The organism is Limibacter armeniacum, assembly GCF_036880985.1.
Classification (GTDB): Bacteria; Bacteroidota; Bacteroidia; order Cytophagales; family Flammeovirgaceae; genus Limibacter; species Limibacter armeniacum.
The window spans coordinates 2,563,282-2,580,384 of record NZ_JBAJNO010000008.1 but is presented as its reverse complement, the minus strand read 5'-3'; the positions used below and the strand labels follow the sequence as shown (position 1 = coordinate 2,580,384).

Below are 17,103 nucleotides of genomic sequence, written 5' to 3'. Positions count from 1 at the left end.
GGGTGAACCATATTTGGTTCACCCTTTTATTAAATTAATTTATCATTTCTATCTAATCAATGTAATTGCTCCGTAATGTGTGAATTTCCCTTTTTCAGGGAAGAGATCACTGAAGTAAGTCACAGAGAAGTTATAGGCTCCAGCAGGCATTGGTTTGCCTCTGTAAGTTCCATCCCAACCGTTACCTTCCATTTTGGCTTCAGAAGCTTTTTGATAGAACTTTCTGAAAATGATTTCACCCCATCTGTTGTATACCGTAAACTCGATATTATTGGTATGGGCTGTCTTGAGTGTAAACTCATCATTTAGCCTGTCAGCGTTAGGAGTGAAGGCATTAGGAACATAAAGTCTTGGAGGACAAACTGCTATAATTTCGACTTCATCTATGGTGAAACAGTTGGTCTCATTCGTCATGTCTGTGACAATCACACTGTAAACTCCAGGTCCGTCAACAGAAATGCTACTGGTTGATTCTCCTGTATCCCACAAGTAAACATAATTGTCACCCTGATCGGCTTGTAAGGTCAACCTGTCTCCGAACTCGAAACAGAAGATTGTGTCTTTCAGAACACGTTCAGGAACTGGGTTGAAAACAGCTTCAAAGTCCTTTACGAATGTACAGGTTTTGCCCGATTCGTGTCTTACATTACTTGTCAAAGTGTATTTACCTGGGTCAGTAATGTGAATTACTGCTTCAGTTGTCAGTTGGTTGCCAAACTCATCTGACCAGATAAATGATTGAGATAAACCATCATACTCAGTAATGTTGCCATCTAGAATCAGTGTTTGATTCTCACATGTTTGTTCCACTGAAGAGATAGGGAGGTCAGGAATTACTTTTACAAGAATGCTGTCTTCCTGATAACAAACCAATCCATCTTCTCTAATTTTTCCTACAGTTACATGGAAGACAGAGTCTGCTTCTGGTGCTACCGTAATAGCTGGAGTTGACTCACCATTACCCCATAGGAAAATCTCACCACCACTTGCTGTCAGTTCAACTTGGTTATCATCCGCACAGAGCACGGTAACACCACTTTGACCATTCTCATCTGTAATTGAAGTGGTAGGCAGTTCATAGACCGTAATATATTTAGTGAGTGTGTCAATACATCCTGATTCCAATGTGTATTCAACTAGTACGTTATACTCACCTGCTGTAGGATAGAAAGCTGAAGTGGTATTTCCGTTTACTGACTGGTCCCATTTAGAAGGAAGGTTTCCTCCATCATAATCAAATAACCAGTTTGATTGGGCGATATCTCCAGAAAGTGAGAACGTTGCATCGCTTACCTCACAGATATTACTAAAAGTAAGTGTTGGCGTATCGTAGAAGTAGAGGTTCACGGTTTCTGTACTTGAACAAGAAGGTAAGAACTTGTTCGAAACATTTAGAGATAGTGTAACCTGCAAACTTGTTTCGCCATCAGGAATAGCGATACTGTCAATTGAGATTTGGTATCCGTCAGTATTGCTGACAAATACATTACCTGCTCCAGACAGGACTTCCCAACGATACTCAAATCCATTTACTTCTTCTTCATCGATTGGGTTGACAGTATAAGGGAAGATTCCACAAACTTTACGGTCATCACCTAAAGAGAAAGAAGGAGTTCTAGCAAACTCTACAGTATAGTCTGCTTCAATTGGACAGCCTTCTGGTGCATCAGGAGAAAGGTTAGTGGCATTTACATGATAACTAGCTGTAATCTTAGCACTTCCTTCTGGGAAGTCAGGGTTAAATACCTGAAGATTCTGATCTGAAATGCCTGTTTCAACTGTTGCATTGTTAGCATCATTGTCAGTCGCAATTGAATTGTTAGTCCATTCAAAATTGAAATCAGCTTTTCTTGGATCAGCTAATTGCAACTCAACTGTTTCACTTTCACAAACGATAGAAGGAGTTTCTTCTAGTTCAGTAATTGCTCTTCTATTGAATACTACCGTGACTGTATTGCTTTCCATTGTACATCCACCAGCATCGTTGGTTACCAAAAGCTTGTATTGTGCTTCAAGTCTCACGGATGTCAGTGGGAAGTCAGGTCTAGTCGATACTGTAAGTGTATGTTCATTGATACCTGACTCATTAGGAATCACTTCAATACCTTCATCTGTTAACGAAGAAACTCTAACCCATTCATATGTATATCCTTCTACAACTTCTTCAGGTGCTGATAGTACAACAGATGTACCAGCACAAACAGGAGTTGGATCATTCCCCAAGTCAACGTATGGCGTTCTGAACAAAGTAACCGTTACACTGTCTTCAGCCTGACAGCCCAAATCGGTATTTGTAACTACCAGTTTGTAGGTTGCTGTGATTGACGCTGTTCCTTCAGGGAATACTGCATTAGACAATTCAAGAGTTCTTTCACTTGTGTTTGACATGGTTACTGCAGCGCCATCTACACCTGTATCTGTTGAGATAGAAACTTGAGACCAGCTGTACTGGAATCCGCCTGCCAACTCTTCCTCAGGTGACAATGTAAAGATTGTTTCAGATTGCAGAGGAACAATACAAGCAGTCAGGTCATCACCCAATTTAACTTTAGGTGTTCTTTGGAATGTAACTTCAACCTGTACAGGATCAGCCTCACAAGTTGAGTTGGAAACATTGGTTACTGTCAACTGGTAGGTTGCTGTAAATGTGGTCACACCATCAGGGAAGTCCGGTTCAGATAGGTTCAATTCCCATTCTGTATTGTCACTTATGGTTACAGCAGGACCATTGTCCACTCTTTCCCACAGGTACGTAAATCCATCTACTTTTTCTTCCTGTGGTGAAAGGGTAAACAGTGTATTGCCTTCCAAATCCTCTGCACAGACTGGTGCATAAGCAGTAAAGGTAACCGTCGGGATTCTTTGTATTTTGACCGTGATATTATCCAAGATATCTCCACAATCTGCACCAACCAAGGTATTTGTTACCTTCAGACTGTATTCAATTTCAATCTCCGATACACCTTCAGGGAAGTTGACTTCCTGTAGGTTCAGTTCACGAGCGTTAAGGTCAGAGGTTGTTACAGTTGCTTGATCTGTAATTGAAACCTGTGTCCATTCGTAGGCAAAACCTGTTACCTCATTTTCAACTGGTGCTATAGTAAGGAAATCACCTTGTCCATTCTGTATTGAACAGAACATTTGGTCATCACCCAAGTCCACCACTGGTTTTCTGAAAATAGTAACAGCAACCGTGTCTTTGTCATCCTCACAAGATCCCAAAGTATTAGAAGCAGACAATTCGTACTGGGCATTCAAAACAGCTGCATCAGCTGGGAATACTGGATTTGTCAGGTTTATTGCCCATCCATCTTTTCCATCATCACTGATACTTGCTCCAGTTGATCCTGTATTTGAAGTCAGAGACAGTTGTGACCAAGTATAGTCGAAATTGCCAATTTCACTGATAGAAGGAGACAAGTTGAATAGTGATAGCATCTCATTCTGTTCAGCGCAAACTGGGTCAGGATCTGAACCTAGGTCTATTAAAGGATTTCTGTTAAATACAACCGTGATTGTTTCAGATGGAATGGTACAACCAAACAGATCATTCTCAACTGCTAACTGGTAAGTTGCTGTGATCTGAGCAGTACCTTCAGGGAAGTGAGGTACTGATAGATTTAGTTGGTACTGATCATTCGCAGACATCTGAACAGAAGCCTCTGAGTCTTTACCATTATCTGTTACAATACTGACTTGCGTCCATGTATTGTTAAAGTTGTCAACTTCTTCCTCAGTAGGGTTCAGTCTAAACAATACCTCAGCAGCATCCTGATCTGCACAGACTGGCGTAGGAGCTGTAAACACCACCTCTGGAATTCTGTAGAACGTTACTGTGTATGATTTTGTATCTGAACACCCATTGTTGTCCTGATGCTTGGCATTTAACTCATAAGTTATCTCAACGCTTGCGGCACCTTCTGGGAATACAGGTGCTGACAGCGTGATCTCATTCTCATTGATTGAGGTAGTTACACTAGCTCCGACACCATTTGCATCCTGATCTGTTTTAATTGATGTCTGACTCCATGTATAAATAAAGTCATCAACAAACTCTTCATCAGTAGTCAGTGTAATGCTTTCTGTGTCACAGACCTTATCGAAATCTGCGACAATGGTAGCGTCAGGAATTCTCAGGAAAGTGAACGTTGCCGTCTTCTCATCAAAGCATGCTGTAGAAGTTGCGTCATAATTGTTGGTGAGCGTCAGCGTAAACTGTTCTGTCAGTGTACCGATTCCATTAGGGAATACAGGGTTACTTACAGTCAGTTGATTATTCAACTGAGCAGTGTCAATTTTAATGCCACCAACTTGCGTCCATGTATACAAGAAATCAGGAACAAAGCCTTCTTCAGTCTGCAATGTGATGGATTGGTCTTCACAAACAGCTTCAGGGGCATTATCCGTAAATGTTGCATTAGGATTTCTATAGAAGATTACGTCAACAGTATCCTTATCATCACAAAGATTGCTCGTGTTATTGGCAACAAGTACTTCTATACTTGAGGTAATGGCTGCCTGATCCGATTCATAACCATTGATATGTGAAGCGTTTGTCACTGCATCAACTTCTACATTCAGTTTAGCGCCACTTTCAACTTCTTCTGTTTTAATCAATCCTCCATTTACACTCGAAATCCATGTGAAGTCAACACCGTTCAGACTTTCATTACCTGAACTGATTTCAGCTTCCTGATCACAAACAGAGTTTGTTTTGGTGACATTCAACTCTGGCGTTCTGTAGAATTCAAGTGTGATGTTATCAGTCACTTCGCAGGTATTGTTCAATGTATTATAGACAGTCAGTTTATAAGAGACTGATGTATAACTTTCATTCAATCCGTAGCTGTCAACCTGAATATCCAATGTGTTGATATCAGCTATTGAGCCTAAGCCTTCTTTTGTCAATGGTGAAATTGTGGCATTGTTGGTAGGAGTACCTACCATTTCCCATTTGTAATATAAGCCATCCACTTTTTCATCCACTGCAATTTGAGTCACCTCTGTACACTCCTCAGGTCTGTTTTCATAAACATCAATCTTAGGAGTTCTGAAGAAACTAATCTCATGTGTCCCTTCTGTTATACAGTCAGTATCAGCACCATTTGTTACTTGTAAATGTACCGGAATGGTAATGACCGAAGCATTGTCTTCAAAATCAATTAGATTAATTGAGATGGAAACGGTTGAATCATTTTCCTGTGAGGAGTCAAAAGCGAAAGTTCCTTTGTAACCTGTAACCGCTGATGGATCTACCGACCAACTATAGTTGAAACCTGCTATGATCTCTGTTCCGAATGGATTTACCTTGATCGTCTGATTGGTTACCACACAAGGATCAGCGTTGTCTGCAGTAAATGATAGTTTCGGCTGTCTTTTGAAAACTAGATCAATTGTATCGAATGACTCACAAGAAGGACTGTTTGTATTCTCAACTTCAACCGTGATGTTCATGCTGATTTCGTGGCTGCCATTGGCAAAATCACTGTCATCAATACTAAGAGTAGGATAAGCCATTGTCGCTGAATCCAATGTATTGAATCTGTTCTGGAAATCAGTCAATGAAGCGGAAGCTCCTTCTACTGTATTGATTTTCCACTTGTAGCTAAATCCATTTGCATAAGGCAGTATTAGTGCTTTACCCAGAGGGAACAGTTCAGCGTCATAACCACATTCTTCCAAGTTCACTTCGATATTGGCGATCGGATTTCTGTAGAATGTAAATGAGAAGTCTTTAACGTCACTACAACTGCTTTCTGAGTTGAACACCTCTAAGGTTCCAGTTACAGTCATGGAAGTTTGCAGACTGTCAAAGTTTACAGCCTTGAAGGTTAGGTCTTGGCTTTCAAGTTCGGTTGTTGAGTGATTCTCAATTGTTCCACCTGTTACACTGATGTTTTTCCACTGGTAATTGAAACCTGCAATTGTTTCATCACCAAAAGGTTTAAGTGTATTGGTCAGGTCACAAGCAACCATAGTCTGCTCAAAATCTATGTCAGGAGTTCTGTAGAATGTCAGACCAAATGACTCTTCATCGTCACAATGACTGTTATTGGCATTGATAACCTTGATTTTGTAATCTGCTGTAATCTTGTGACTACCAAAATTGTAACCACCCATTTCATGAGTGTCATCTAGTGATACGGTTACGGTTTTACTTCCGCTTGCAGAAGCAGGTGTCACTTTACCACCATTTTCAGAGCCTGAGACTAATTCCCATTCAACATCAACCTCATCAAACCCATCACTAGTAGCAGCAACCACAATTGAATTGCCACATGTTGTTGTTTGTGAAAGGTCAAGTTCAGGCGTTCTGTCAAATACAATGGTATATTCTTCAGTTCTTGAACAAGTTGGAGATCCTGTGTTGGTGACTTTCAACTGGTATACAGCCGTAAGTTTGCTGCTTCCTGCTGTAAACGAATCTGCCGATACGATAGGGTTTGGAATAGAACTATCTGAAATACTAGGTGTACCGCCAGTAGTTTTAGAAGTATCCAATGTCCATTCATATTCGAAGCCAGGTATGTTTTCAGTAATGGAAGCCAGCTCAACACTGTATGTACAGTCGGCACTATTGTTATAGTCATTACCACTAAATGATGGTTTTCTAAAGAAATAGATTGTTTGATTATCAGATTCTGAACAGCTACCATCATTGTCGGCTTCAAGTGCTAGGTCAATTTGGATTACTGATTGGCCTTCTGCAAAGTCACTTTCCTGAATGGAGATAGACATAACTTGCTTATCCTTCAGCCCATCAAATTGTGTCTGCACTGATGATGGAATACTGTTTCCATCAGTACCTGTGATATTGCTGATTGACCAGTTGTAATTGTAAGCAAGCGTTTCATCCTTGAATGGGTTTAGCAAAATGGTTTCACTTGATTCTACACAAGCATTTCCATTGGTAGTTACCCAATCAAATTCTGGCGTTCTTTTGATGGTAAAATCAATCGTGGCAGAAGGATCCAGCTTACAGGTTGTATTTAAGGAGTTTTCAATATCCAATTGGTATGAACCTTCAATCAGAATACTGTTAGGATCAAAGTTAATATCCTCCAGAGCCAGGTTTTGGCTGCTGTAGTCGGAATTGTCATTTACTGTACCTCCTGAAATAGTAGGATTTGACCATGTATAAGTAAAGTCAGGAACATCCTCATTTTTGAGTGGCTTTAAGGTCAATGTTGTTCCTTCTTCTCTACAAGGATTAAAAGCATCTTTTGCTACAGTTGGTGTTCTGAAGAAGATCAGTTTCACCTCTTTAATATCCGAACAGCTGCTACTGTTGGTGACTGTTAGTCTGTATGTAACTTCAACCTTTGCACTTCCTTCACTGAAGCCATTCACCTTCATGGTTTGGTTTTGAAGGCCAGTGTTGGCAATAGCTTCCATTGAGCCACCATCAACATTGACCTGTTCCCATAAGTAAGTGAAACCATTGATCGTTTCAGTACCAAAAGGGGTAAGTGAGTGTTCATCGCTACAGTCTGTAATGGAGATTACTTGTCCATCTGAAAAACCAGTGATAATCGGCTTTCTCAAAATTGTTAGGTGAATATCGTCAGACTCTTCACAGGCAGACAAGAAGTTTTCATCAATCACTGCAAGGTTGTAATCCACATCGATCTGGCTTGAACCATTATCAAAAGTCAGGTCATCGATATTCAATGTGTGTTTATCCAATGAAGAAGGGTTAACAGTAATCGTTCCTCCAACAAGAGCAGATTGCGTCCAAGTATATTTAAATCCACTTTGCTCAGCAGCAGCTGGTTGTAGCACTGCAGTTCCATCAGAACAAACCACCTGATCATCTCCAAGCTCAACTTCAGGAATTGGCCTTACATAAATATCATTTGAAATACTCTTGATACAGCCTCTTTCTGTATGTACAGTTAATGTGACAGTCTTTGTACCAGTAGTTGTATAGGTATGTGTAGGGTTTTGGTCTGTAGATGAATTACCATCTCCAAAATCCCATTCCCAAATAGTAATCTCATTTGTACCTGTAGCCAACGTACCTGGTATATATGGAGCAATGTTGGAATTGTCAACGGATGATAAGTCTGTAAATGAAAACTCTTCACCAAGACATACTTGATCCAGTAGGTTGTCTGAAGTCCTTTCAGCCTTGAAGTTTGCTACAGGAGAGTTGAACTTAAATACAGGAACATCATCATCACCACTATCTGTTGTAAAGTCCGGTAAAGAGACCGTTGTTGTATAAGTACAACCTTTATTGGTGGTAACAGTCAGTTTTGGTGAGAATATCACCTCACTGCCATATGCACTCATGTCTTCAATAAATGAAGCAGTATATGTTGCCTCTGTAAAGGTCTTGTCAATAGAACCGTTATTGTCAAAATCCCAATCCCACTGTACAATTTTGTCATCAGTTATTGGAGTAATGGTAGAAGCGTCTCTAAATGTTACCTCGTACGTATTGCCACATACTGGTATAAAGTAATAGATGGCCTCTGGTTTTGCATCTATTACAACATTATCATCAAATGTACTGGTACATGTCAGTTGTTTTGTCCCTCCAGAAGGTAGATTGATGGTTTTGGTAGCACGAACTCTAAGACCTACAGTATAGATACCTGCTGAGCCAAAATCATGACCAGTTACACTTGCACCAGAAGTCTCATAAGATCCGTTGTTATCCAAATCCCACTCATAATCAATGGATACTCCTGTTCCAGCATATGGTGAGAAGTTAATATTGTGTGAAAGGTTTGTCGTACCTCCTTCACAAGTCTGAGTGTAATTGAAAGGTGAAGATGCCGATGGATCCTGTACAGGAGTAGGAGCGAAAGCAGCCTGAAACTCTACTTCTTTAATACAAGTGGTCTCTGTCAAGTCTTTCGAATTATCCAAAAGATCATCATAGCGTGCTTCCACCCAGACTTTTGCTTTGATGGTTTTACCATTAGAGTCTGGATCAATCTCGTAAAGGTTACTATTGCTTCCAGGTATAAATGTAATGGATTCAGTATCGGAAACAGTAGTTCCATTTATGTTCCACTCATACCTTAATGTAGCATAGTAGTTTGCCTGGCCATAGGCATCGTTTACAGAGTAAACCAATCTCTCAACACCTGGTGTAAAGCTGCTGAATTTTGGATCAGACATATCCAGCACAAGGTTGTTAGCACTTGAACAGATTAGCTGATCTTCCAAATCAAAATCAGGGCATTCCAAGACAGAAACATCACCTGAGTAATCAGCAGGGAATTTACATCCCTTTTCATCTATAAATGTCAGTGATGGTGTGTGACCAGGGCCTGATTTTATAGTTGTATAAGTGAAAGTTTGGTCTTTCAAATGGAAAGGAGGATTGGAAGGGTCCTCTTGACCACTTTCACCATCACCAGAAGCCCAAGTATATAAGGTCTTTGATATATCCACAGAGGCATCATTACCTTCTGGGATTGCAGTAGCATCTACCTGAACGCCTTCATAGCCTATTCTTCTTGACAGTTCATAAGTACCTTTGGTACCGCCAACAGTGATCGGTACAATTGCTGAAGTTGTATAACATTCTGTGCCATCAGGAAGAACTTCTTTAATGGTTACAGTCGCTTCATAAGCTTCTCCACCAGCAGAGTTGGTTGGTTCTGCATAGTAATGGGAAACCTGACCTGTAGCTGTCGTTGCAGAACTTCCATCACCAAAATCCCAAATCCACAATACAGGATTTATAACCGTAATTGTACCATCATCCAGTTTTCTTGTAGTGGTGTTTCCGGCGGTATCATTGTATTTATCAATAAATGTAATAATACCAGGACATGAAAGCTCTGCTGGAGTAGGCGTGAAGTCAGGAGTTGGTAATGTTTGCTTTGGCACAACAATATTTAGATCAGCATAGTCACTGCAACCATTGGCATCAGTGATTTTAAGTCTGATTTGGTAATTGCCAGATGCAAGACTGAATCGTGGAGATTGAATACTTCCTCCATCTGGAGTCAGTGTAGTTTCAGCTCCAATTCCATCAACCGTAAACCATTCGTATGTGGCATCACTTCCAGCATTAAGAATTTGATTGGTATCAAATGAGGTGCTGAAATCTGTATATACGTCACTACAGCCATACGCAAAGCTTAACATGCTGTCATCCAACGTAAAGGTTGGTTTGGTGACATTGATTTCATGAGAAAAAACTGTTGGACATTTTCCATCAACAGTAATTACCAATTCAACTGTATGATTATCAGTCTGAGGTGATTTTGGATTGGTAAATGTGTGTGTAAAGTTATCGACAGTTCCAGTTGAAGATGATCCTGTATCGACGGTGCCTCCATCTACTCTCCATTCCCATTCAATATTATCATTGCTGAAGTCAGCATTTTGGGTAGTAAATGTAATAGGCGTATTAATACAGCCAGTCGCATCACCAACAATTTCTACATAGGCGCCTTCAACACTGATATCTCCAAATGTCGTATCTATCACACAGCCATTGGCAAGTGTGATGGTGAGTTCACCTTCATAGGTTTTAGATGGTTGCGTAAAGATCAATTCAATAGCTTGGTCATCATACTGATTGAAAACCTCAAGCCCTGAATCCTTATCTTTCAGAACCCAGTGATATTGCGCTGCTCCCCACTCATTTACAGAGATGCTAACAGGTGTACTGCTAGCACAAACCTGTGATGGGAAGGTCACTGTTGGTTCAGGAAGGGCATCAGGCATATTGAAATACTCCTGATAGTCATCTTCACAGATCCCATTTCCTACAATTAGATTGATAGCGACATTGGCTCCTGCAGGGAAATCTCCAACAGCAAGGTCCGTAAATGTCGGGAAAGAAGGATCTGAAACAGGGAAGTCAGTTGTCGCCAGTGGACCAATCGTAGTAGTTGTGCCATTGACTGTAATTTCCCAAGTATAACTCATTGTACCTGCTCCATCTGATGTATTGGTTACAGTTAGGTGGGTAGGTTCACAGTTATCAAGGTTGTATGTGAAGTTTGCTCTAGGCGCAGTAATATCAATTTCCTTTGTTTCGTATTCTGCGATAGGAGTAGAGCAGTTGGTTGACGGATAACGTGCTCTTAGTCTTACATCAAGTGTTACATCCCAGTTACCAGGAGTGGCAGGGCTGATATCATCATAGAAGTGACTACCGTCGCCATTGGCATCACCTGCCTGCCAGCCATTATTACCTCTGTAATCCCATTCATAAATGACCTCATCTCTATATACAGCTGGATAATTAGGGTCTGAGAAGTAAGACTCGTTGGTGAAATCAACAGTCGTTTCATTACAGATTGGTGAAACTGGATCGTAAGTGAAATCCAATTCAGGTAACAACCTAACCGCTATATTAGCTGTCTGCATTGCTGTACAGACTGTAGTACCGTTAGGGTGTAATACTTCAACCATTATACTTGCCTCATAATCACCCCATGGTAGTCCAAAGGCATTGATAGTTGGATTGTTTCCGCTGATATCAGTTAATGGAGTCCTTCCTGCAAATGCAGGTGTTACATCTTTTATTTCCCAATCATAGCTTGCAATACTTGCTCCAGCAGGCATATTATTCACTACAACACTATAAGTCTCACTGAAGGCATCACACCCACCCCTAGAACCAATAATGTTTAAAGTGATAGGTGTGTAAACCAAAGTTTCCTGATACAATACACATTCACCATCAGCATTGTCAGCTACTAGTTCAACTGTTGTGGTTCCAGTCATTCCCGTGAATGTTGGATTAGAGTTGTTTGTACCTTGAGATGAGCCATTTACCCTCCAGTAAAAGTTATTGAGGTTTTCTGAAGTATCAATATTGAATGTGGCACTGTATGGCTCACTACAGAATTGTGTAAATGGTGTACTAGCGGTAGCTGTCGTTACAGGAGGAATTGTTATGGTTCTGGTTTCAGAACAGCCACTGATGCCATTGATGCGTAAAATGACATTTTCAGTTTTATTGGCATTGGTGTTATTATAAAAAATATGGCTTACAGAATTGGGTGCTGTACTGTTTAAAATAGTGCCATCTTCAAACTCCCATTCTAATGCCGTTCCATCAAGGGATGAGGGAAGGTTAGGTGAAAATGTTACTGCACCATATTGAGTACAGAATGGACCTGATGGATCATCAAATGTAAAAGTATTGGTGAAGTCCAATAGTTCCACAACTGAATTGGCAGTAAAAGTCTGTTCACACCCGCCTTCAGAGGTAACAGTCAAGCTTACTGTAAAAGAGTTGCCATTTATTTTATCAAAAGTGTGATTCACAGTTGAATTACTACCTGAATCGATTGTGCCATCACCAAAATCCCATACATATGTCGCATTAGTTGGAATCGGGTTTGGATTGGCAGTAAACGTTACTGTTTCAGTGTCGTTACAGCTAATAATATCTGTAGGAGAAAAGTCTATTGTAAAAGGCTCATCAATGGTAATGATACCTGTTTCTTCAGAGATGAAATTACACCCTGTAGGGCTGATTCCTTGAATTGTGACATCATATACGCCAGCATCAGGAAAAGTAACGTCAACTCCGTAATCAGCTTGAGAACCATCCCAAGTGTACAGTTGGTTGTCAATCAGGTAATAGACTTCCGTGTAGTCTCCAGCAGGGGCATCGTTACTTATTGTAATAGTGTTGCCTTCACAACCACCTGCTTGAGATACGATAATATTAGCCTTTGGTGTTTCATTAACTTGGATAAACCCAGGTGCACTAATCGTTTTGGGAGGTGTACCATCATTGAAGGTGACTACGACTGATACATCATAAGTACCAGCATTATTGTACTGGTCAAATGGGGTAGCTAATGAGGAAGTGTTCCCGTTTCCAAAGTCCCAGCTATAGGATGCAATATTAGCATTTGGTTTTATACTTAAGCTAACAGATGCACCTTCACACTCACTCACTGTTTCTATGCCTGAAGTATATTCAGTCCCATTCACAGTAGCGACAATCTGCTGTGCAAATACATTCGTAGGACCTGTTTGGAAAAAAAGTATGAGTAAACAGCAAATTGCGTATATCTTTCTCATAGAATTTGGTTTAGTAAAGGTTGTTGTCAGTTGTCAGTTTAGTTTGTAAGGTTGAAAAAGTATTGACACTACATCCACGGTATAGGGCAAACTACAGGATCTACTTTTTTCTTCGGTTTCTTTCTGTACTTCTTATAGGTAGAGAAGTTATATATAAGCGATAACTCATGAGAGCCAGCCCTGTCCATTGGCAATTCTGATATTGTAATGTCATAGCTATAGCCGATGTTGAAACCTTTGAGCTTAAAGCCCATTAGAACAGCAACGGCATCATTGTTAAAGTCTCCTTCAGCATTGTTCTTGATTAGTGGAATACCACGGTACCACACGCCAAGAAGGAACGGAGATGCATGACCATAAACCCCAACACTGAATTGGTCAGATTTTCCTTGGGATTTGTAAAGAGCAGTAACTGTAAGCGTTTTATCATCAAGTTTACCAACCCGTGAGCGTTTCAGGAATTCAAATGGAATAACATAACCACCCTGTAAGGTAAACTTGGCTGGTACATTAAACTCATCACCGAGATAAGAATATCGAGGACTATTGATATGATGCGCAGCAAACCCAGCCCACCATCTTTTGGCAAAAACCAATGCACCAGTTGAGAAGTCACCCATCATGACATTGTCTTTGGAAAAGCTTTCAGCTGTACCTCCAATATCACCCATATCATTAAGCTGATCTCCAAAGATAAACCCACTGTAATCCAGCGAGCTTTGTATCACACCTCCCTGCAGGCCAAGGTTCATGGTTGTTCTTCTATTGAGCTTAACCATGTAAGCACCAGACAGTAAAAAAGTATTTTGTTGTATGGGGAGGCTGGCATTAGGTCCAATCCGGTCATTTTTTAACAAAACACCATATGAAAATCCATAACGGCGGATATGATGGTCAAAGGAAGCCATTGAAGACTGGTAATTGACTGGCATACGAAACCATTGGTCACGGTAATTTACTACTGCACGTGCGTCTCCAGTAGACCCTGTCATGGCAGGGTTTATATAGAGGGGAGCAGCATGAAACTGTGTAAATTGGGCGTCTTGCGCATTACACGTTATTGGTGTTACAAGTACAAAAAATGCAACTGCAGCAAAAATAGCAGTGAAAACAGTTTTTGGAGGTACAACCTTGTAAACACATAGAAATAGATTACCCATGTGAATTTTCATCGTTTAAAAAAATGTTTTAGTCGGTAAGCTGGTGTTTCTGGTATTGATAGTTATTGTTTTGCACATTTTTGGTGTGCGCTTTATTTCCTACTAAAATGAAGCCAAAATCTTAGTTTTATAAAATCTAATCAAAGTATATTTATATCAATTCGTACATAAGTTAACGTAAATAGGAGAAAACTATTTTTTAAGTAGTAAGATAACAACCCCGTATGTTAACAAATATTGGACTGTACGTTACATATTGATGTAATGCAAGAGTGAACTTTCATTTTATGTATAATGTTCATAAAGGGTTGCAATAATAGAAGTTTAAAGCTTAAGGTAAATGGAGTTGAAGTAAATAGTTTTATATCTCTTGATAATGGTCGCTGACCACGTTGTGTCTGATTGAGATATGTTTTTAAACTGAACAGCCATTTTGAGCGAAATACTTTTAATCCTGAAGTAATTCTTTTGACGGCAAAGCCTACTTTCGGTTTGTACTCAATTTATTTTGGTGAAGTAATAAATGTGTCAAAAATTCATTTTGACGCATTCTATATGCTTTGAGCGATAAAATCTGTAAGCACTTTATTTGAGGGAGATTATAAAATGAATTGGGGATACATCATGATTTAGTAATAAGGTTTGACTTTTGATGTAGTTATCTATGACTAAATCTTGTTATTTTTGTATCCTATTTAGAATAAACAAAAACAAAAATGAGCTTCGATATAACATCATACATTCGCGATATTCATGATTTTCCAAAGGATGGTATTCTTTTTAAAGACATTACACCTGTATTAAGCAATCCAAAAGCATTGACAGGTACTGTTGAAGCACTTTTAAAAATGGCTGAAGGTCTTAAAGTAGACAAAGTAGTAGCCATGGAGTCTAGAGGTTTTATGTTTGGGACACTATTGGCTGCAAGACTTGGGGCGGGCTTTGTTCCGGTCAGAAAGCCAGGCAAGCTTCCATTCTCAACACTCAAAGAGGAATATGCACTTGAGTATGGAACAGATGCTCTAGAAATGCATACCGATGCAATCCAGGAGGGAGATCATGTTTTGATTCATGATGATGTACTGGCTACAGGTGGTACTGCTGAAGCAACCGTGAAGTTGGTAGAAAGAGCAGGAGGTAAGGTAGTACAGCTTTCTTTTCTGATGGACTTATTATTCCTGAATGGAAGAGACAGGTTACAAGAATACGAGGTGAAATCACTTGTCAGCTATTAACCAAAGTATATAAAAAACCCTGTGCACTAAAAGGCACAGGGTTGGTGGATGGGTTTTTTGCACTTGTACTTATACTGTTCTGATGAATTCTAACTTTAAAGTTTAATACTTAAAGTATAGCATACCTCGGTTAATATTGATGAATGTTTCCCATTAAGGAGCTGAGTAACTATTCAGGATTATTAACACACAAATGTAAGAGTATTAGCTAGCTATAGCCATACCCCTTTAGAGGTATTTTGTTTGGCCATTTTAGATACAACCAAAGTAAAATGAACATTAATCTTGAGAGAACGATAGGTGTTTGGAGTGAAATTAATGGTGAAAGTGGAACGGATCAAAGTGATTTCAACATAGAAGCATACAGAAATCAAATTTCAGATTTGTCCAGTATAGGCCCTGCTGTTTACTATATGTTTGATTACAATGTAAAGGACTATATATATATCAGCGGTGATGTCAAAAGTGTATTCAGTTATGACAAGTCTGACTTGACGGTACATAAGATATTCTCAAAGGTACACCCTGAAGATCAGCCATTCTTTGCTGTAAAAGCTAGAATGACCATGGATTTTACGAATAGAAACTTACCACTTAATAAAGCTAAGGACTATAAGATAGTGACTGACTTCCGTGTAAAGGACATGAGTGGGGAGTGGAGAAGGGTGCTTCAACAATTTAAAGTGATTGAAACTACTGCGGATAACAAGTTGTCCGTGATTCTGGGGTCATACACTGATATCACATTTTTGAAAGGGGTTAGCTATAATGATAATACGGTATCCTTTTTAGGGCTGAATGGAGAACCATCCTATTATAATGTAAAACCTGATCCATATTATGTCCACCAATACGTTGGGGTTGGTAGTATGATGACTGGTAGGGAGCTGGAAATTCTGGATTATATTGCAAAAGGCTATACCAGTAAGGAAATAGCAGAAAAACTATTCATTGCTGAAGAAACTGTCAAAAAACATCGGAAGAATATCCTTGAGAAGTCTGGCAAGAAAAACATTACAGAGTTAATCGCAGACTTTATTAGAAAAGGATTATTGTAACGGTATTCTACATACGGGGTTAAAATAGAAAAGGCGCTTATAAATATGGGTTTATAAGCGCCTTTTTGACTTTAATACTTATTATTCTTCGTCTTTGAACCAACTGCTATATTTAACGTAGTTGTTAGCTGTTCTTTCAAAAGTTGCTGTCAGTCGTTCATCCAAAGGTTTTATCTTTTTGGCAGGGATTCCAGCATATAGGTAACCAGACTCCAAGACACTATTTTCGAGCACTATAGCGCCAGCTGCAACGAAACAACCTTCTTTGACAATTGCATTGTCCATAACAATAGCTCCCATTCCTATCAGTACATTGTCTTCAATTGTGCAGCCGTGAACAATTGCATTGTGACCAATGGAGACATTGTTGCCAAGGATGGTTTTCGTTTTTTCAAATGTGCAATGAATCACAGCGCCATCCTGAATGTTACACTTGTCTCCGATAATGATACTGTTTACATCACCACGGACAACAGCATTAAACCAAACGCTACATTGGTCTCCCATTTTTACATCTCCAACGATGGTTGCATTTTCGGCAATAAAGCATTCTTTACCCCATTCAGGCTTAAAGCCTCTGACAGATTTTATGACAGGCATATAGTTTTTGGTTGATTGTCGTTCAATTTTCAG

General features: G+C 39.7%; 5 protein-coding genes. 2 read left to right on the top strand and 3 right to left on the bottom strand.

Annotated elements, in window-relative coordinates; genetic code table 11:
- Nucleotides 1-48: 48 nt before the first annotated feature.
- Complete coding sequence (locus tag V6R21_RS16445) at nucleotides 49-13,017, bottom strand: PKD domain-containing protein (protein ID WP_334244724.1); 12,969 nt, start codon at nucleotides 13,015-13,017, stop codon at nucleotides 49-51.
- A 68-nt stretch (nucleotides 13,018-13,085) separates the two neighbouring features.
- Nucleotides 13,086-14,189: a PorP/SprF family type IX secretion system membrane protein gene (locus V6R21_RS16440; protein ID WP_334244723.1), complete on the bottom strand. Its 1,104-nt coding sequence runs from the start codon at nucleotides 14,187-14,189 to the stop codon at nucleotides 13,086-13,088.
- A gap of 704 nt (nucleotides 14,190-14,893) precedes the next feature.
- Here V6R21_RS16440 and V6R21_RS16435 point away from each other — a divergent pair.
- Both V6R21_RS16435 and V6R21_RS16430 read left to right on the top strand, forming a co-directional pair.
- Nucleotides 14,894-15,412, top strand: coding sequence for an adenine phosphoribosyltransferase (locus V6R21_RS16435; RefSeq protein WP_334244722.1), 519 nt, complete (start codon nucleotides 14,894-14,896; stop codon nucleotides 15,410-15,412).
- A 272-nt stretch (nucleotides 15,413-15,684) separates the two neighbouring features.
- Nucleotides 15,685-16,470 carry a LuxR C-terminal-related transcriptional regulator gene (locus V6R21_RS16430; protein ID WP_334244721.1) on the top strand — a complete coding sequence of 262 codons (786 nt, stop codon included), beginning with the start codon at nucleotides 15,685-15,687 and terminating at the stop codon, nucleotides 16,468-16,470.
- A gap of 81 nt (nucleotides 16,471-16,551) precedes the next feature.
- Here V6R21_RS16430 and V6R21_RS16425 read toward each other — a convergent pair whose 3' ends face one another.
- The gene (locus V6R21_RS16425; RefSeq protein WP_334244720.1) at nucleotides 16,552-17,070 is read right to left on the bottom strand and encodes a gamma carbonic anhydrase family protein; all 519 of its coding nucleotides are present in this window, start codon (nucleotides 17,068-17,070) and stop codon (nucleotides 16,552-16,554) included.
- Nucleotides 17,071-17,103 lie beyond the last annotated feature (33 nt).